The 19,269-nt window shown below is 30.3% G+C and carries 20 protein-coding genes; 7 read left to right on the top strand and 13 right to left on the bottom strand.

Annotated features, from left to right (window positions below; all coding sequences use genetic code 11):
* Positions 1 to 58: 58 nt before the first annotated feature.
* Positions 59 to 586: an SRPBCC family protein gene (locus tag B4A23_RS03800; RefSeq protein ID WP_291117027.1), complete on the top strand. Its 528-nt coding sequence runs from the start codon at positions 59 to 61 to the stop codon at positions 584 to 586.
* A gap of 45 nt (positions 587 to 631) precedes the next feature.
* On the opposite strand, the gene B4A23_RS03795 is transcribed toward B4A23_RS03800, so the two are convergent.
* From B4A23_RS03795 to B4A23_RS03765, 7 genes are all read right to left on the bottom strand, one after another.
* Positions 632 to 1,234, bottom strand: a complete 603-nt coding sequence (locus B4A23_RS03795) for a DUF417 family protein (RefSeq protein ID WP_291117024.1) — start codon at positions 1,232 to 1,234, stop codon at positions 632 to 634.
* A gap of 64 nt (positions 1,235 to 1,298) precedes the next feature.
* Positions 1,299 to 2,123, bottom strand: a complete 825-nt coding sequence (locus tag B4A23_RS03790) for an AraC family transcriptional regulator (RefSeq protein WP_291117021.1) — start codon at positions 2,121 to 2,123, stop codon at positions 1,299 to 1,301.
* A 427-nt stretch (positions 2,124 to 2,550) separates the two neighbouring features.
* A complete protein-coding gene (locus tag B4A23_RS03785) occupies positions 2,551 to 3,099 on the bottom strand; it encodes a hypothetical protein (protein WP_291117018.1) in 549 nt (182 codons plus the stop codon).
* Between the two features lie 10 nt (positions 3,100 to 3,109).
* Positions 3,110 to 3,652, bottom strand: coding sequence for a hypothetical protein (locus tag B4A23_RS03780; protein ID WP_291117015.1), 543 nt, complete (start codon positions 3,650 to 3,652; stop codon positions 3,110 to 3,112).
* A 302-nt stretch (positions 3,653 to 3,954) separates the two neighbouring features.
* A complete protein-coding gene (locus B4A23_RS03775) occupies positions 3,955 to 4,587 on the bottom strand; it encodes a response regulator transcription factor (RefSeq protein ID WP_286485119.1) in 633 nt (210 codons plus the stop codon).
* Positions 4,588 to 4,590: 3 nt separating this feature from the next.
* Positions 4,591 to 6,861, bottom strand: a complete 2,271-nt coding sequence (locus tag B4A23_RS03770; RefSeq protein ID WP_291117009.1) for a sensor histidine kinase — start codon at positions 6,859 to 6,861, stop codon at positions 4,591 to 4,593.
* Positions 6,862 to 6,983: 122 nt separating this feature from the next.
* A complete protein-coding gene (locus tag B4A23_RS03765) occupies positions 6,984 to 7,577 on the bottom strand; it encodes a hypothetical protein (protein ID WP_291117006.1) in 594 nt (197 codons plus the stop codon).
* A gap of 287 nt (positions 7,578 to 7,864) precedes the next feature.
* Between B4A23_RS03765 and B4A23_RS03760 the strand changes: the two genes are divergently transcribed.
* From B4A23_RS03760 to B4A23_RS03750, 3 genes are read left to right on the top strand one after another with little or no spacing between them, the layout of a single operon-like run.
* The gene (locus B4A23_RS03760) at positions 7,865 to 8,902 is read left to right on the top strand and encodes a UDP-glucose--hexose-1-phosphate uridylyltransferase (RefSeq protein ID WP_291117003.1); all 1,038 of its coding nucleotides are present in this window, start codon (positions 7,865 to 7,867) and stop codon (positions 8,900 to 8,902) included.
* Positions 8,903 to 8,905: 3 nt separating this feature from the next.
* Positions 8,906 to 10,063, top strand: a complete 1,158-nt coding sequence (locus B4A23_RS03755; protein WP_291117000.1) for a galactokinase — start codon at positions 8,906 to 8,908, stop codon at positions 10,061 to 10,063.
* A gap of 12 nt (positions 10,064 to 10,075) precedes the next feature.
* Entirely contained in the window at positions 10,076 to 11,140 is a 1,065-nt protein-coding gene (locus tag B4A23_RS03750) for an aldose epimerase family protein (protein ID WP_291116997.1), read from the top strand.
* Between the two features lie 35 nt (positions 11,141 to 11,175).
* Here B4A23_RS03750 and B4A23_RS03745 read toward each other — a convergent pair whose 3' ends face one another.
* Genes B4A23_RS03745 through B4A23_RS03725 form a run of 5 tightly spaced genes read right to left on the bottom strand, consistent with a single transcriptional unit; the run spans position 11,176 to position 14,893 of the window.
* Positions 11,176 to 11,358: a YqaE/Pmp3 family membrane protein gene (locus B4A23_RS03745; protein ID WP_171622766.1), complete on the bottom strand. Its 183-nt coding sequence runs from the start codon at positions 11,356 to 11,358 to the stop codon at positions 11,176 to 11,178.
* Entirely contained in the window at positions 11,355 to 12,026 is a 672-nt protein-coding gene (locus B4A23_RS03740) for an NAD-dependent epimerase/dehydratase family protein (protein WP_291116994.1), read from the bottom strand. Before B4A23_RS03740 ends, B4A23_RS03745 begins: the two co-directional genes overlap by 4 nt.
* Before the next feature lie 3 nt (positions 12,027 to 12,029).
* A complete protein-coding gene (locus B4A23_RS03735; protein ID WP_291116991.1) occupies positions 12,030 to 12,908 on the bottom strand; it encodes a flavin reductase family protein in 879 nt (292 codons plus the stop codon).
* A gap of 9 nt (positions 12,909 to 12,917) precedes the next feature.
* Positions 12,918 to 13,886 (bottom strand): fumarylacetoacetate hydrolase family protein, encoded by a 969-nt coding sequence (locus B4A23_RS03730; protein WP_291116988.1) that lies wholly within the window; start codon positions 13,884 to 13,886, stop codon positions 12,918 to 12,920.
* Entirely contained in the window at positions 13,886 to 14,893 is a 1,008-nt protein-coding gene (locus B4A23_RS03725; protein ID WP_291116985.1) for a hypothetical protein, read from the bottom strand. The genes B4A23_RS03730 and B4A23_RS03725 overlap by 1 nt, the downstream gene beginning before the upstream one ends.
* A gap of 129 nt (positions 14,894 to 15,022) precedes the next feature.
* Here B4A23_RS03725 and pepE point away from each other — a divergent pair, with 129 nt between their 5' ends.
* The 3 genes from pepE (at position 15,023) to lpdA (ending at position 18,278) form a co-directional block, all read left to right on the top strand.
* Entirely contained in the window at positions 15,023 to 15,745 is a 723-nt protein-coding gene (gene pepE / locus B4A23_RS03720) for a dipeptidase PepE (RefSeq protein ID WP_291116982.1), read from the top strand.
* Between the two features lie 43 nt (positions 15,746 to 15,788).
* Positions 15,789 to 16,760 (top strand): S41 family peptidase, encoded by a 972-nt coding sequence (locus B4A23_RS03715; RefSeq protein ID WP_291116979.1) that lies wholly within the window; start codon positions 15,789 to 15,791, stop codon positions 16,758 to 16,760.
* A gap of 117 nt (positions 16,761 to 16,877) precedes the next feature.
* Complete coding sequence (gene lpdA, locus B4A23_RS03710) at positions 16,878 to 18,278, top strand: dihydrolipoyl dehydrogenase (protein ID WP_038331480.1); 1,401 nt, start codon at positions 16,878 to 16,880, stop codon at positions 18,276 to 18,278.
* Positions 18,279 to 18,471: 193 nt separating this feature from the next.
* Here lpdA and B4A23_RS03705 read toward each other — a convergent pair whose 3' ends face one another.
* Entirely contained in the window at positions 18,472 to 19,215 is a 744-nt protein-coding gene (locus tag B4A23_RS03705) for an epimerase (protein ID WP_291116976.1), read from the bottom strand.
* Positions 19,216 to 19,269 lie beyond the last annotated feature (54 nt).

Raw genomic sequence — 19,269 nt, 5'->3', positions numbered from 1 at the left:
AATTTTATAGTTTCTAATCAAAATAAAATATAAATTAGTAGTAAATAAATTACACTTTATGAAAATACTAAAACGACTACTTTGGATTGTTGCAGGACTATTTGTTGTATTAACTATTACGATGTTTGCGATTGGGAAAAAATATCATTTTGAAACATCAAGAGTATTGAATGTGCCTATCGAAAAGGTGTATGAACAAGCTAGTTCTTCAAAGAAATTTAACGAATGGAATCCTTGGATGGATTTAGACCCTAATTTGAAATTAACTTATTCTGGTACGCAAGGACAGCCTGGAGATGAGTATTGCTGGGAAGGAAATGACGATGTTGGACAAGGTTGTCATGTGATTACGGCTTTGGTTCCGAATCAAAAAATTGCAACCAAAATGATGTTCAAAAAACCTTTTGAAAGCAATGCTACTTCTGATATCGTGTTAACAAAAGAAGGAAACGGAACGAAAATTACGTGGAGTATGGATTGTGAATTGGATTACCCAATGAATTTGATGAAACTGATGATGGATTCGCAAATGGAAAAATCTTATGGAAAAGGTCTTGATAAATTAAAAACTTTAGTAGAAAAATAATCAACAAAAATGGGAAAGCAATTAATCTTTCCCATTTTTTATAGACTATCTTTTTAAGATTCTTTTTGCAGCTTCGGAAGTACAAATTAGTCCACCTGCCATCATGATAATATCTTTTATTACTAATCTTCCAGCACCTGATAAATAAGGAAATCCGAATTGTGGAGTAGGAAAGTCGCCTCCCAAATTAGGTACGTATACTTCCGGAGTCGTAATTAAAAATGAAAGCGTAACAATGGACATTCCGAAGGTTAATAATCCTCCCCATAAACCTATTTTCGGAAACCATATTCCCAATAGAACTAATATTCCGATTCCTACAATCACAGCTCCTAAACCATAGGAAAAAACATAAGTTCCGTTTTTTGTATGCCAATCAATATTTTTTTGAACTGTTTTTCCTTCTGGATTTTTATATAAAGTATAAGCAGCAACCGTTTTTCCATTTTCATCTACCGAAGTTTCGTGAACATTTTGATAAAAGAAACTCATAAACGGACTGTTGATTACGAACGGAACAATGCCATCGGCTTCGTATTGAAAAGCTTTCAAGCCACCAATCCAAATCATTACAATAGCGATTGCAATTCGAAGAAAATGAATAAATTTTTGAGAAGAATTCGCGAAAAATAAAAGAAAGTGATTCATAATATTATATATTTAAATCACAAATTTACAGCCAATTAATATTCAAATGAATGGACAAAAAAGGTTATTCAATGGATTTTTTAGCTACAATTGATACTCCAACTTGTTCTCGAAAAGTTTTTGGTGAAACACCTACTTCTTTTTTAAAATAACGGCTAAAATAAAATTCATCTTCAAAACCTAAATCACGAGCAATTTCTTTGATGCTCTTATAGGTGAGATGAATTTCTTTTTTTGCTTCTAAAATCAATCTTTCTTGAATTAATTTTGAAGGAGTTTTTCCATAATTTTTCTTGATTTTTTTACTAAATGCATCTACAGATAAATGATAATAATCGGCATAGTACGAAACAGATTTTTCGTTAATAAAACTATTTTCTAGAAGATTATAAAAGTTTAACGAATCGGTTATCTTGGTAGAATTTGTTTCGTTCTGAATTTGTTTTTCTCGACTACTCAAAGCCAAAATCAGTTGCAAATAGGTTTTAGAAACTGCGAGATTGTATGAAAGTTCGAGGTTTTGTAAAGATTTAAACTTATCAATAATCCATTGAATTTCTTCATAGATAGGATCAGAAACCCTAACAAAAGGTGTTTCGTAAATAGAATTGAACAAAATTCCATTACAAGCAACTTCCTTTTTGTGGTATTCGATGCAATAAAAATCCCCATGAAATTTAAGAATTTTTACATCCGTAAAAGCTATTTTTTTCCATTGTAACAATTGGTATGGCGAAAGAAAAATCAAGGTTTTTCCTGTAGTAGAATATTCATTAAAATCAATTGAAAAATTAGCCATTCCATCCATGATCACAATAAAATAATAAGGAGAAGAAATATCTTTTTTGTTAAAATTTTCTGGATCAAACAATTGCAAATCGATATTCAAAATAGAGTTTTTTACGTTTTGATCAAATTTAGTAAGTTTAAAATTAAATCTTCTATAAATAGATTCTTCAAATCAAATCAATTTTTGATTATCGTTTATTTATAATCTGTTAAATAATTGAAGGTAATGTGTTTAATAGTGATTTTGTTATGTCGTTAACGAAATAAATACTAATATAATTAATTCTTGTTAATAATCTGCACTTGTCCAGACAATTATTAAAATCACTGCACTAACAAATAGTCCAATAATTCCACTTATTAGAAACGTAACAAAATAATAAGTAACTTTTTTCGGTTTATTTTGTATAGTATTGACAATAAGTGCAAGGATGGTATATAAGATTCCTGATCCAAAAAATAGCATTAATACGAGAGAGATTAAAGCGCCTTCTATATTTAAGTTTGCAGATGATAGCATATTGTTGTTAGTTTGGATTTGTGATATTCTTCTTAGTAGACAAATCAAATGATTTTTCAGCTACAAGTTTCAATTTCGGAAGTTTTGAACCTGTGCGTTGTGTGATGCGATCTTCATACAATTCAATTTTAATCACTTTCGCATTTTTCGGAATTGTATGTGATTGCATTTTTGAATAATTATATCCTTGTACCGTTGCACCTTCTTTTCCAGCAATATTGACAATCTCTAAAAAATATTTCAATGTGATGGAATCTCCAATTGGTTCAGCTTTTTCGAAACGTATTTTTTTTACTTTATTAATAGAAAGTCCACCAGAACTAATATTTCCTTGTAATTGAAAAATTAGTTTATTATCCGATTGATTTTGCATCAAAATAGCATGTTCCAAACGAGCTGTTTGGGTTACGTATCTTGACTGTGAATAGATTATGCCCGTTTCAGTATTTTGCGCAGTTACTCTGGCAGGAGCCGCTAATATGGTTTCTATTTTCAGTTTATTTTGTGCTGAACAGCTCAAAAAAGGGAATAACATCAATATATATAATAATTTCATTTTTGATAAATTATTTATGGTAAACTTTTAAAGCTTTGATTTCATACGTTTCTTTATCAAGTGTATTAACTTTTAGAGAAACGTATTTTTGATTGAACTTACCTAAGTAACTATTAGTGTTTTTGTCATATTTGAATGCTTTATTTAATTCAGATTTTGAGATTATACGTGAAAAATCATTTTGAAAATTGACTTGATCTAGTTTTGAAACTTCATATTTTTTAAATGAAGTTGAATCATAAAAATTATTCTTTTCGAAATATAAATCCAATCCTAATGATTTGTTAGAGAATTTGTAGGTAATAGTATATAGATTGTAATCGTTTCCGCAATATTCTAAAGTATCATTTGTTTGATAATTGTTTTGAATCGAATCTTTCTCGAATGTGATATGTTTTGTTTTACTAAAATTTTCAAAATCTTTTATTGTTGATTGATTTAATTTTAACCCTTCTATTTCCCAGTTTTTATCAATTGAAATTTTATCCGATTCTGTTTGTAGTTTATTACATGATATAATAACTAAAGAAAAAAACAATAGTACTATTTTCATAATTTAAATAATTAGGAGAATCACTTACTAGCTTAGTTAATAATGATTTATTTTTAATAACTATTTATCAAAATTGCAAAAAATAAATCAGGAAGAGCTCACTACTTTTAGCTAATTTGTAATATAAAAAAATCGCTTAAGTAGAGAACTAAGCGATTTTTCAATAGAATGTAGTTAAGGTAATAAGAATTGGTTAGTAATCTTATTTTGGGTTGTTTAGTTGGTTGAAATATAGGTTGTTATTTCTTTTTCAAAATTGATAAAAATTTTAGAATTAAAATATCCCTATTTATAGGTATTTTTTAAGGTTTTGAAATCAATCCATATTCTATGGCTGACGTGATTGCCGAACTTAAATTTGATGTTTTAAATTTTTCGATCAAATTCTTACGATGGCTGTCAACTGTATGTGTACTGATAAATAATTTATCTGCAATTTGTTGTGTTGTTAATCCTTGCGCAGCTTCAATTAAAACCTCTTTTTCGCGACGTGTCAATTTCGGAATCGTATTCAAACCATCTTTTTCTTTTTTATTCATCACATTTTTGGTTTGCGAACAAAGAAATTTCTTTCCATCAAAAATGGAATTAATTCCTTCCAGAATTTCATCAACAGAAGCATTTTTCTGAATATAGCCAGAAGCACCTTCTTCCAAACAACTATTAATCACAGCGTATTCATTGTGCACGCTCAACATAATAATGTGCATTTCAGGATATTTTTTCTTGAAAGGTTTAATCAATTCAATACTATTGGTGTCCGATAAATTGATATCTAATAAAAGAATATCAATTTCTGTGGTTTTTAAGGCTTCTTGTAATTGTTGAGCCGAAGCATAACAATCGACCACCTGTAAGTTTGATTGATTACTCAAAATATTTCGCAAACCTTCTAATAATAATGGATGGTCGTCTGTGATTGCTATTTTTATCATAAGTTATATTTTAGGAAATTGGAACTCTATACTTGTTCCTAAATCGATTTCTGAATGTATATTTAATTGTCCTTTCAAAAATTGGACACGCGATTGAATATTATGTAAACCTGCTGATTGCGTTAGTTTTGTATTATTCATATCAAAACCTTTCCCGTCATCTTCTACAGTGACAGAATAATTGTTTTCATCTTCAACAAATTGAATGATAATTTGTGTCGAATGTGCATGTTTAATGGCATTATTTACTAATTCTTGAATGATACGATAGACCAATAATTGATGCTCTTTGTCAAGTGAATTCGTATAGCTCAAAAATTGAACATCAATATCCAATTGTTCATTCGACATTCGGATTGCATATTCTTTTAAGGCTTCTTCCAAACCATATTTCAACAACAAATCTGGCATTAAATTATGAGCTACACGACGTAATTCATCAACAGCTCCATCTAATTGTTGAATAGATTTTGCCATGTCCTTTTTAGAATGATCGTCAATTTTATCGTTTAAATGAGTGAGCTGAATTTTTGTTCCAGAAAGTAAACCGCCCAAACCATCGTGTAAATCACGTGCAAGACGAGCACGTTCTTGTTCTTCACCATTAAGAAGAGCCGTTAAAGTGGATATTTTAGAGTTTTGACGTTCTTGTTCGATTTCCAACTTATATAATTCTTCGCGTTGCTTTAGATGTTTGTTACGTTGTTTTAAAGCGTAAAGCAATAATCCAAGTAAAGCAATAAAGAAGATGATAGAGAAAATGTAATATTTGTTTAATTTATTCTTGAAATTAAGTTCGGTGATATAATTAACCAATTCATCTTTTCTATTTTTATTTTCGAGTTTAGAAAGCCTTAAATTTTGTTCAGAAATCGTTAATTCTTGAGAACGTTTGTCAGATTCTAATCTGGTTAATTTTAGTTGTTTACGTTGAAATTCTTCACTTAATCTAGAATTTTCTAATTCTTGTTCTTGTTGAATTCCTAATGAATGCATCAGTTGAATTTGTTGTTCTTTTTTCTCGGCTTCTAATTGCAAACGAATCATTTGTTGTTGTTGACGTTCTTTATCAAACTGAGCTTCCAAACGTTTACTGATTTGCGCTTGCTCGTTATCATAAATTTCTTTGTAAGTGGAAGTGTACAATTTATAATAACGCAAGGCTTCCTTGTAATTTCCTTCACGATCTTCAATATCAGATAAACTCAAATACAGCGAAAGTAGAATATTCTTGTCTGGAATTGTATTTTCATGAACTTTTATAAGCGAATTAAGTAAATAGTTTTTTGCAGTAGAAACTTCATTATTTTGTAAAGATAATTCTGCTAAAATACCATTGGCGGCGGCAACGTGATCGGATTGATTATTTTGTTCTCCAATCTCTTTTGCCAAATAAGCATATTTGATAACTTTTCCTTGATAGTTTTTGGGATAAAATTGAAGATATAAATTGGCTAGATTAATAGCTACAAACGACAAGTCTGTTGCGGTAGCCATTTCATTTTTATTTTTATAATACGTATTTATGGCGTTAGTATAATATTTTTCGGCTAAATCTCGTACAAAAATATTTTTCTCGTTTTGCATAAATTTTTGCTCATACATGTATCCAATCGACATATAAGAAGCAAAAATTAAATTAGGATTATTTTGTTTAAGTGCTACTTCTAGAGCAAGTTTGCTGTACTTTTCTTGTAATTCGTAATCATCCCATCTCGAATAAATTCCAGTCAATTCGTTATAAATAGAACTCATTCGTGTAAGAACAGTTGGAGTAACAGTAGCTTTATCTAGAAATTTAAGACCATCAATAAAGTTTTTTACAGCCTTAGAGTCTTCATTGTTTCTTAAATTCAACCATCCTTCGCAATATTTGACATATCCTTTTGTTGAATAATCAGTTGTGCGTCCGCTGTAATAAATTGCTTTTTGCAAATTATAGTTTGTTGCATTCAAATTATCATCAATACGATTATTCATTGCAGAAACAGCATGTAAATATGCAGCATATTTTCCGTCACTCAGTTTTTCGGCGCTAGAAATATTTTGTTTCAAAACAGCGAAAGCTTTTTCTTTTTGATTATTAAACAATAAAGCTTGCGCATATTTTCCTGTTATTTCGTATCGTTCAATAGAATTAGGAGCTGTTTTATTATATTGATTCTCAAAATTAATCAGTACTTCTTGTGCATTAGCAATTCCACTAATAGCGCATAAAATGATGACTATAAGTTGAAAAAAAAGGATTTTTAAAGCACTGTTACTTTTTAACATATTGTGATGTTGAGTTTATTTGAGCTAATATAATGTCTTTTGTAGAATCAAAGAAACTAAAACAATCCGCAGACTGTTTTAGTTTACACATAAGTTGAGGTAGGTTGAGGTATAGGTTATTGTTATTTCTTAAAATTAATATGAATGTTAAAGAATTCACCCTTTTGAAGAATTCCGTCTAAATTTCGATCAATAATTAAAGCTATATGTACTTGATCGTTGTCGTAAATATTCCAATCCATTTCAGCGTCGTATTGATAGACACCTTTTAATGTCCATTTGTAGATATCCCAATTTCCTGATGTTCCAATTTTATCCACACGTTTTTCATTATTTGAAACATAATATAAATATTGATGCCCATCATATGATAAAAAAGGATAATATATGACTTGGTTTTTCTCTGCAGCAAAACCACTACCAGGTTCAAAATATGGTATGCTTTCTATTTTTATTTCTTCTTGAAAATTAAGATCAGCCGAACTATCAGTTACTAATGCTTGTGCAGCATAAAACAGATTTTTCTTCTCTTGATAAGGTTTATTTAGATATTCAATACTAAATTCTTCAGGACGAAGCGTAATTGTTTGATCAGCTTCATTAATATTAAATGTTTTATTTCCTTGTTTTATAATAAGATTGTTAGTTGTATATTCTTGTGCATTTCCAAAAGAAGCCAAAAGACTACAAACCATTAGAACCATTATTTTTTTCATCTACTTTTCTATTTTGATAGTGCTAAATTATCTCGAAAATTCTTCAAAAAACTCACTATAATTATTGAATTTATGATCTTCTCAGAAAAATATATAAAAAGTTAATTCTAAAAATTCCAATAATAATAGAAACGATATCCTATTATTGATTTATAAGTAAAATTTTATTTCAATATTCTTTCTAACAACCATTTTCACTATATGTATTTAGAATAAGAACTCTTGTTTTACTTTATATTTTTAATTTAAATTGATAACTTTCAGTTTTATTAAAAGTAATTCTTCATATGCTAAATTTTGAGCAACCACATTTAAGAACAAACATCCTTACAGGAGAAAAAATATTAGTTTCTCCTCATCGAAGCAAAAGACCTTGGCAAGGTCAGGTAGAAGATATTCAGGAAGAACAAAGACAAGAATATGATGAAACATGTTATTTGTGTCCTGGAAATAAACGTGCCGAAGGACAAATAAATCCTAATTATTCGGATAGTTTTGTTTTCACGAATGATTTTTCGGCCTTATTAGATTCTACTGAAGAAGAAACTTACAATGAAAAGAATCTCTTAAAAGCAGAAACTGAGAAAGGGATTTGTAAGGTAATTGCGTTTTCACCTCGTCATGATTTAACGCTTCCTGAATTGGGAGTTGATGAAATCAAAAAAGTTGTTGATGTATGGCAAAATGAATTTTCAGAATTAGCCAAAAATGAATGGATAAAATATATTCAGATTTTCGAAAATAAAGGTGCTATTATGGGATGTAGTAATCCGCATCCGCATGGTCAAATTTGGTCGCAACAATCATTGCCTTCTGAAATCGTAAAAGAAACAAAACAACAAAAAGAGTATTTCGAAACTAATGGAAAATCCCTGTTAACAGCTTATTGGGAACAAGAAGAAAAGGAAGAAATACGTGTTGTTATTAATAATGAACATTTTATAGTTGTAGTTCCATTTTGGGCAGCTTGGCCGTACGAAACGCTTGTGATTAGTAAAAGACATATGCAAGATATTTCTCAATTTACAGAAGAAGAAAAAATTGATTTAGCCAAAACGTTGAAAGAATTGACAACTCGTTACGATAATATTTTCAAAATATCTTTCCCATATTCTGCAGGAATGCATCAAGCGCCTGTGAATAGTGATGAGGTCGATTATTGGCATTGGCATATGCATTTTTATCCACCTTTATTGCGTTCTGCAACTGTCAAAAAATTTATGGTTGGATATGAAATGTTAGGAAATCCTCAACGCGATATTACACCAGAATTTGCAGCAGAAGTTATTAGAAATCAATCTACAAAACATTATAAAACCATTTAAAAAATGATTGCAAAAGAAACTATTATTGAAGCTTTTAAAGAACAATTTAACCAACAACCAACTATTGTTGTGAAATCTCCAGGTCGTATTAATATTATTGGAGAACATACCGATTATAACCAAGGTTTTGTGATGCCTGCCGCGATTGATCAATATATTTATGTGGCAGTTAGTGCACGAAATGATAATGAATTGCATTTATATTCGGCTGATTATAAAGAAAACTATCAAACCGCTTTAAATCAAGATTTGAGTAATGCGCCAGATTGGTCAAAATATATTATTGGTGTAAGTGAAATTATTCAAGCTAAAACATCTAAAATAAATGGTTTTAATGCTTATGTAGTTGGTGATGTTCCTTTGGGAGCTGGACTTTCTTCGTCTGCCGCTTTTTCTAGTGCAATTGGTTTTGCTTTGAACGAATTATTTCAAATTGGGCTCTCTCGAGTTGATTTAGCAAAAATTGGTCAACAAACAGAACATGATTATGTTGGTGTAAAATGTGGAATTATGGATCAATTTGCATCAATTATGGGTAAAGATAATCATGCCATTCAGTTGGATTGTCGCGATTTATCATTTGATTATGTTCCATTGGATTGGGAAAATTATGAAATTCTTTTGCTTAATACAAATGTCAAGCATAATCTTGCATCTTCTGCATATAACGATAGGAGAGCGTCTTGTGAGCAGGCTGTAAATTGGATTAAAGAACAATATTCTTCTGTTGAATCTTTGCGAGATGTTACAGTTGAGCAGTTAGAAGAATTTGTTTTGCCAAAATCTGAAGATGTGTATACGAAATCTCGTTTTGTTGTTGAGGAAAATGATCGTGTAACAAAATCGAATATTGCGCTTAAAAATCACGAATTTGATGCATTAGGAAAATTGCTTTTCGAGACACATTGGGCGTTGAGTAAACAATATGAAGTAAGTTGTGATGAATTAGATTTTTTAATTGAAAATGTTCAAGAAATTCCAGAAGTTATTGGTGCACGTATGATGGGCGGCGGTTTTGGTGGTTGTACAATTAATATTATCAAGAAAGGAAATCGCGATCAAGTGATTGAAAAAATTACACATTTATACAAAGCTAAATTTGGTTTTGAGCCAACTGCTCTGAAAGTTAGTATAGGAAATGGAACTTCTTTTGTTGATTAAATTTGAAATTTTATGACAAATTCACAAACAAACTTAGTGGACGCTGAAGCGTTTCGTTTTACACACGAAAATCAATCTATCGAGCTTTATACGATAAGTAATTCGAATGGAATGACTGCTCAATTCACTAATTTAGGTGCACGTATTGTTAGTTTGATTGTTCCTGATTCTAAAAATAATCCAATTGATGTGGTAGTCGGAATGAAAACTGCGGAAGAATATTTTTCGAAAGATGAACCTTATTACGGAACTATTATTGGACCTTTTACGGGAAGAATTTCAAATGCACAGTTTAAGATTAATGATAAAACCTATCAATTAGACAAAAATAATGGAGAAAATACATTGCATGGAGGTCATAAAGGACTTCATTTTGCTATTTGGTCAACTTTTTTAGAAGAAAATAAAATCATTTTTCATTATCAATATCCTCATCTGGAAGAAGGTTTTCCTGGCGCGATTCATTTTGAAGTTCATTATACCTTAACAGAAAATAATGAATTAATTCTTGAGTATTTTGGGAATTCAGAGAATGATACCATTATCAATTTGACAAATCATTCATATTTCAATCTAAATGGAGCAGGGAATGGAACTATTTTAGAACATGATTTACAGATTAATTCGAGTCAAATTACAACGCTTAATGCTGATTATTTGCCAAGTGGAAATTTCTTAGCAGTTGAAAATTCACCTTTTGATTTTAGAAGTTCTAAAAAGGTTGGAGAATCTATAAATGATAATCATGAACAATTGATTTTTGGAAATGGTTATGATCATTTTTATGTTTTAAAGCAAACATTTGATGAAACGTTGAATCATGTAACAACTTTAAAGGGAAATCTTTCTGGAATTAAGTTAAATGTTTATACAACTGCGCAAGGAGTTTTGTTATATACAGGAAATTTTATGTCTGATAAAATTACGCTGAAAAATGGAATTGCTGATGGTTTTAGAACTGCTTTGTGTTTAGAAACGCAAAATTTTTCTGATTCAATAAATCAACCTAATTTTCCTCAAAAGCTTTACAATTCAGAAGAAAAATATTATTCAAAAACTGTTTTTGAATTTCGATAAAAAATAATAGCCAACTTTTGTTAGTTGGCTATTATTTATCTATTCAATTCTTTTATTCTTGCTTTGTTTCTTCCGTCCAAAAGTGACGCAACAGCCCAAATTGCTGCGGGCAACCATCCAATTAAGGTGATTTGTAAGATTAAGCAAATAACGCCTTGTATTATTTTTCCTCTTAAAATGAATGATAACCAAGGTAAGAGTACGGCTAATATGATCATTGTGTTGTATTTATCGAATTAATTATTTCGTTGTAATGTAAAATTGAAACTTTATTTGATGTTGAATGCAAATCATTTTCAATAAGTGATTGAGCAACTTTTTCAGCTTCAATTGATTTATATTTAGATATGTTTCCTCGTAAAAATATATTAATCAAAGGAAAAACTTTTGCACTGATATTCTCAGCTAAACGATATTCCGCTCGATTGCCAATTAACAAAGACGGACGATACAAGAACAATTGTTTGATAGTATTCTTTTGCAAAGTTTCTTCGGCTTCGCCTTTCATTTTTAAATAAAAATTAGACGAGTTCGCATTTGCACCAACTGCCGAAATATAATGAAACCTAGTTAGTCCTTTTTGATTCCCAAGCTTTGCAAATTGATTCGGAATATCGACTTCAATTTTATGATAAGCATCTAAATCAGGCGTCTTTTTTCGAGTTGTTCCCAAGCACGAAAAAATAGAATCAATCTGCTGGATTTCTTCTAAATTAATCTCTAAATTAAAATCAGTTACGATTTCAATTAACTTTGGATGATTGATTTCTTGAGGTTTTCGAACAATTGTGACAATAGTAGAATAATCAGGATGATTGAATAACTTTTCTAAGAGAAGAGAACCAATTAAACCTGAGCTTCCTAAAACCAATGCAGTTTTACTCATTGTCTAAATTTTTATTAACAACCAATACCACGCACCATTTACATCACCTTGTTCCAAAAGTTTTGCTGCAACTTGATGACGTACTTCTGCAGATTTAAATTTCTGAATATCTAATCGTTCTGTCAATTGCTCTTTGAAATTACGAATCATTTCATTAGTTGGTAATTTTTCTACATTTCCTAATTGACCTAAATTATTTCCAGTTAAATAATTAGAATGCTTTACTTCATCTGGAAGTTGATCTATTCCCAAACCAATTGTACGCGTAGGTTTTTCGACTTCGAAGATAGATTCTGGAATAACTCGGCAATAATAATCGCCTCCCATGCGAGCAACTAAATCCAAATCATAAGGCGAAACTTTATCATTTTCATCCAATAAATCCTCTTGCACATGCATGCGCACAATTTCAGCAATCACCAAATTAGCTGCACCTGGTTGATCTGTAACAGAAATTACTTCACGCACTTTACATTCAAACTGAATCGGAGATTCTGCTACACGAGGCGGTTTTACCAACTCTGAAGGTAATTCTGTAAAGCCAGCTTTTACAAATTCATTTACACCTTTTGGATATTCCACACTTGCTAACGATTGTTGCTGAACCATGTTATAATTGACAATATTAATCACACATTCTGGGTGTTCCCAAATGTTTTCTAATGTATGTTTTGTCGATCCATCTCTCATTTTTCGAAGTGGTGAAAACACGCAAATAGGTGGATTTTGTCCCATCATATTGAAGAATGAAAATGGACTCAAATTCACATTCCCATCTTTATCTACCGTACTTGCAAAGCAAATAGGGCGTGGAGAAATGGCGTGTTTGAAAATGTCATCAAATTGACTTGTATTTGGCTCAAAAGATTTTGTATGTTGCATAAGTTGAGTTTATTGGGTATAAAGATGAACAGAATTTACTAATTTTCCTAATCCTGTAACAGACATTTCGATGGTATCATTTGGTTGTAACCATTGTTCTTGATAAGCTGGATTCTGACGTTTCCCAGTGCCATTCAATTCAAGAAAACAACCTGTACCAACAGTTCCAGATCCTATAATATCGCCAGGATAAAGTTTTACACCGTACGAAATACGTTCAATAATTTCCGCGAAAGTCCAATGCATATCTTTGAAATTTCCACGAGAAACTTCGATATTATTAACAGAACAAGACATTTCTAAATCATAGCAATTTCCGATATGTCCTTCTTTAGGCTCAACTTTATATTTTTCGATTTCGGTTGGAGTGACTAGATATGGACCAAACATAGAAGCAAAGTCTTTTCCTTTTGCTGGACCAAGATTCAGTTTCATTTCTTCCATTTGTAATGCACGTGCACTCAAATCATTTAAAACCATAAAACCACCAATATATTCGTCCGCATTTTCTGCTTTGATATTGATGCCTTCTTTTTTGATGACAATAGCCACCTCAAGTTCAAAATCCATTCGATCGAAATGTTTTTCCATTGCATAAACTTTTCCTAGACCTTGAATAGCTTGATGATTAGAAAAATAAAATACAGGAAATTGATCAAATTCGGGAATCATATCCAAACCTCTGTTTAAGCGAGAAGTTTCTACATGTTGGCGAAATGCATACGCATCTCTAAAACTTGCTGGATGGGGTATTGGCGCCAAAATTTGTGGTTCTTTTACCACCGCATTTTTATACTCACCACGTGAAATTTCGTGTGTAATCTGTTGACAGATTAATAGTGAAAACTCGTCATCTGCTAAGATTTCGATTAGAGTAGAAGGTAAGTTGTGATTAATTTTTGTCAAATCATAGATAGCATCTTGCCAAACAAGACCTACTTTTTCTTGCTGATTTTCTAAGAAAGTAACGAATTTCATTATTTGTTGTTTGAGAGGTGAAGATACGAAGATGATTTTAATGTTGAAATAAGCGAAGGAAAAAAGCGAAAATTTATAGCAACTATTTTATTCATAATAGAATCCACCTTAAAGGTTAACTTATCTGCACCTTTTGCATTTAAATGATCTGAATTTTTGAAATCTTTTTTACTGAAATTTTCATTATTAATAAAATAATCGATGAAAATGACATTATTATATTTCGATAAGCGATTAATATTATTTTTTAAGTTGAAATACTGAGGTGTTTTTATGACATAATTTTTATACAAATTAGTTGTAGGAGTAGCTAATAGAACAACTTTTATATCATTTGATTTTGCTTGATTTATAATTTGTTCTAAATCATGATAATGTGTTTCTATAATATGTTGTACTTGAGTTGAATTCAAATTTGCACGATGTCTTTCAAACGTTTTTTTAGCATAAATACTATCATTCCAACTTGGTTCGTATCGCTTATTTATATATCCATTAATATCTATTGTTAAATTATTTTTATCCTCAATCCAATAATCTTTTATTCGATTATAATTAACTTCAATTGGCTCTGAAAAAATTTCGTAATTAAGATTTAAGTCATTATTATTTATATTAACATTCCAATAAATTGAATAATATTTTAACTTTTTTTGATTAAAATCATTCAATTGTTTTGTAAATGAAAAGTACGAAATGGGAATAATAATGGTTTTTAAATTGGGTAAATATTTTCGATTTTGTTCAAAAATTTTATAATCTAAATCCAATGATTGGGCAGAATGCGCAGCATTAAAAGTTTTATGTTTAAATAATTTTGGATTCAATCCCGTAAAAGTATGAGAACTCCCAAGAATCAAAGTTTCTATTTGTTTTCCATTTTCTTTTAAATAATCTGCTTTGTATTTGTAATCATTTGGAATTTTGCGAAGTGTTTGTTCTATTCCAATTATTAGCATAATAACAACTATGAATAAAGGTATAATGAAGCGTACTATTTTTTTCATGAAGATTTAAAAATCGTGAAATTCCAATTTTTAGAATTGTACAAAAGTAAAGTAATTCGGTATAATTTTTTGTCAATTTATCACCTACTTTCTTATTTTAAACTTACTTTTGAGTTAAAATTCGATAACATGATAAATCCAAATGATAGACTATTAGTGATAAGTACGAGTACTATTCACGGTTTTAGTTTTTTAGAATATATAAAAGATGAAATCAAAGAATTTATTCAATCTGATGAAATCATTTTTGTTCCCTATGCGCGTCCTTCGGGAATTTCGTACGATGATTATACGCAAAATGTAAAAGATGCTTTGCAAACGGTTGGAATTTCTGTAAAAGGTTTGCATACTTTCGAGAATAAAAAAGAAGCAATTTTACAAGCTAAAGCGATTTTTATTGGAGGAGGAAATACATTTTTATTGCTAAAAACGTTATATGAACTTGGTTTGGTAGAAGAGTTGAGAAGTGCTGTACATAACGGAACGCCATATATTGGAACTAGCGCAGGAAGTAATTTGACAGGTTTTACAATTGGAACAACAAACGATATGCCGATCGTTTATCCACCAAGTTTTGATGCATTGCAATTTCTACCTTTTAATATTAATCCGCATTATTTGGATCCTGATCCAAATTCTACACACAAAGGAGAAACAAGAGAAACGCGTATTAATGAATTTCACAAGTTTAATCATCAAGTTGTCGTTGGATTGAGAGAAGGAAGTTGGCTTCGTGTAGAAAATGGAGTGGTGGAATTGAAAGGAAAATTATCTGCCCGAATTTTTAGACAGAACGAACAACCAATTGAATTTGAGTCTGGTATTTTAGAGGAAAAAGTTTATAATATTTAAAAATCATTTATCTTTAAATTTCACAATATGAATTTAGAGAACAATGAGAATAAATAGATTTTCTTTTATTTTTTTAATCCTTTTTACATTTGGTTGTAAAGAAAAGGTCGTTAATGAATCATCAGTTTCAGAAATTACATCTGATTATGAAGAATTATTTTCTGTCATGAAAAAAGGTTTTATCGATAGAGATAAAGTTGATTGGGAGAATTTGGAGAAAAAAGTAATCGAGAAATCTAAAATATCGAAAGATTCGGCGATTGTAGAGGCAATTACTTTATTAGGAAATAATCATACACATTATCTTACGAAAGATAATGTGTTATTAAGAGGTCGTTTTCCGAAAGCAAAAGTTGATAGTGCTTGTTTGTTAAAGGTAGACGATAATAGTAAGCTGATTAAAATTCCTAACGTAGCGTATATTAGGATTAAGCGTCATGGTTTTGATAAAACGATAAGTGATAAAGACTATATTTTCAATAACCTGAAAATTATTTCTGAACAAGCAAATTCTAACTATTGGATTATTGATTTGCGTGATAATTTAGGTGGTTCTAATTGGGCGATGATAACATCTTTATTACCATTTTATGAAGATAATATATTAGGATATTCTAAAATCAATAATGATGATATTACATGGTCAAAAAAAGATGGATATTTTTTTAATGGAGTTAATAATTTATCAAAAGGATATCTTAATACTCCAATAGTAAATACAATTCATCCAAAGAAAATTTATGTTTTGATTAATCAAAAAACATCTAGCGCCGGAGAAGCAACGTTAATTTCATTAAAATCACTTTCAAATGTCAAAGTTTTAGGTAATAAAACAATGGGAGCAGCAACAATAAATGCTGAAACTAAATTGTTTAATGGAGATATGTTAGTTTTAACAGCTGGTTATATGATGGATGCTAAAAAGAATATTTATCCAAAAGGAATTTCTCCTGATTATGAATTGTGTACTGAAGACGATATTTTGAATTTTATCAAATCAGATATTAAAAAATAGCTTAGTTTCCCAATTTCCTAACAAAATTCATTACAATTTTATAACGAAAATCTATTCGATATTGGTTATATTTGTAGAGTTTAAATTAATTATAATAATAAATCAAAATAAAACTATATGAGTTCTTATGATGTAGCCGTAATTGGTGCTGGACCTGGAGGATATGTTGCAGCTATTCGCGCAGCGCAATTAGGATTTAAAACAGCAATTATCGAGAAAGAAAGTTTAGGTGGTACATGTCTTAATGTAGGATGTATTCCGTCAAAAGCTTTATTAGATTCTTCTCACCACTATTACGATGCTGTAAATCACTTTAAAGAGCACGGAATCGAAATCGATGCTCCAAAAGTAAACTTCACTCAAATGATTGCTCGCAAGGTAGGTGTTGTAGATACTAACGTAGCTGGTATCAAATACTTGATGAGTAAAAATAATATTGATGTTTTAGAAGGAACAGGTGCTTTTAAAGACGCAACTCATATTGTTGTAACTGCTAAAGACGGTTCTACTCAAGAAATTGAAGCTAAAAATACAATTATCGCAACTGGATCAGTTTCATCTGAATTACCATTTGCACCAACAGATAAAACTCGTATCATCACTTCTACAGAAGCATTAGCTTTAACAGAAGTTCCAAAACACTTAATCGTTATCGGTGGTGGTGTTATCGGATTAGAGTTAGGATCAGTTTACTTACGTTTAGGTTCTCAAGTAACAGTTGTAGAATATGCAGACCGTGTTATTCCAGGAATGGACGGTGCTTTGTCTAAAGAATTGACAAAAGTATTGAAAAAACAAGGAATGAAATTCCACACTTCTACAGGTGTAACTTCTGTTGTAAATAACGGAAACGATGTTACTTTAAAAGCGACTTCTAAAAAAGGAGAAGAAATTGAAATTAACGGAGATTACGCTTTAGTAGCAGTTGGTCGTCGTGCTTTCACAGGATCTTTAGGTTTAGAAAACGTAGGAGTAGAGGTTGACGAAAGAGGTCGTATCAAAACAAACGATCACTTACAAACTAATGTTTCTAACATTTATGCTATCGGTGACGTTGTTGCTGGTGCAATGTTAGCACACAAAGCAGAAGAAGAAGGTGTTTTAGTTGCTGAGCAATTAGCAGGTCAAAAACCTCATATCAACTATAACTTAATTCCTGGTGTTGTGTATACTTGGCCAGAAGTTGCAGGAGTTGGTAAAACAGAAGAGCAATTAAAAGAAGAAGGAGTAGAATACAAAGTTGGTTCTTTCCCATTCAAAGCTTTAGGACGTGCTCGTGCATCTATGGATACAGATGGTTTTGCTAAAATTTTAGCTGATAAAAACACAGACGAAATCTTAGGAATGCATATTATTGGTGCTCGTGCTGCAGATTTAATTGCAGAAGGAGTTGTAGCAATGGAATTCCGTGCATCTGCAGAGGATTTGACAAGAATGTCTCATGCTCACCCAACATTCTCAGAGGCGATTAAAGAAGCTGCTTTAGCTGCTACAGACAATCGTCCAATTCACGCTTAATCAATAGTTTAAGATAAATTCTAAAAAGCTGTTCGTAAGAGCAGCTTTTTTTATAATTTTAAACTATATAAACATCAAAAATGGAAAATATCACGACTCTATTCAAAGAACATTGGGACACAATATTAATTACTGTCATATCAGTAGTAACATTTTATTTTGTGTTTAAATCGAAAGAAAAGAAGAATAAATACTAATCTTCTTTAAAGTAAACTGGATTTGGATAAATGAATTCATAATTAAATTCATATTGTATTTTTTGACTTGAAATTATTTTTCCTTCTCGATTTGTAGAGGAAATAATTTTCTTGTTTAACTGATATTCTAACACTTCTTCTTTGGTAGGATATTTTGGTGCAACGACATTATAAGTTGATGAATTTTTATTTGTATTAATCATTTTTTCGATCACTTGACAAACATCTTGATAATGTATATGATTCACCATTTGAGATAGATTTTGATTATTTAAATCTGTATATTTAGAAAGGAATCTATCGTCTCCCATTAATCCGCCTAAGCGTAAAATAATCAATTGACTGAACTTTTCTTTTAATTGATTTTCAATTGAATAATAAGGGTTATTTAAATAAATAGTTTCAATTGAATTTTCAGAAATAATTTCATTATTTTCAGGATAAATAGCTGTTGAACTAAGTAAAATAAGTTGATTGTTATAATCTCCTAAAAAGTCAATCAAGTGTTGAAATCGTTGTTGTAAATTTTCTAAATTATTTCTTCTTCCAAATGGAATTGTCACAACAACAAAGTCATAATCCGTTGAGATTTTCTCAGATTTATAATTATCAAAATCGATTGAAAAACAATTTTGTGCATCCGAAATACGTTTCGTAGTTTCGATCAAAAATTGCTTTTCTAAATACTTTTCTAATCTTGATCCCAACCAACCTTTTCCAATAATCAATCCTTTTTTCATTCAATTTTATTAAACAATAAATATAAGACTGTTCTATTTTCTAACCGAAAATAA

This window comes from Empedobacter sp. UBA7248, from assembly GCF_002472945.1.
GTDB lineage: Bacteria > Bacteroidota > Bacteroidia > Flavobacteriales > Weeksellaceae > Empedobacter > Empedobacter falsenii_C.
This window is presented reverse-complemented; position numbering and strand designations above follow the sequence as displayed.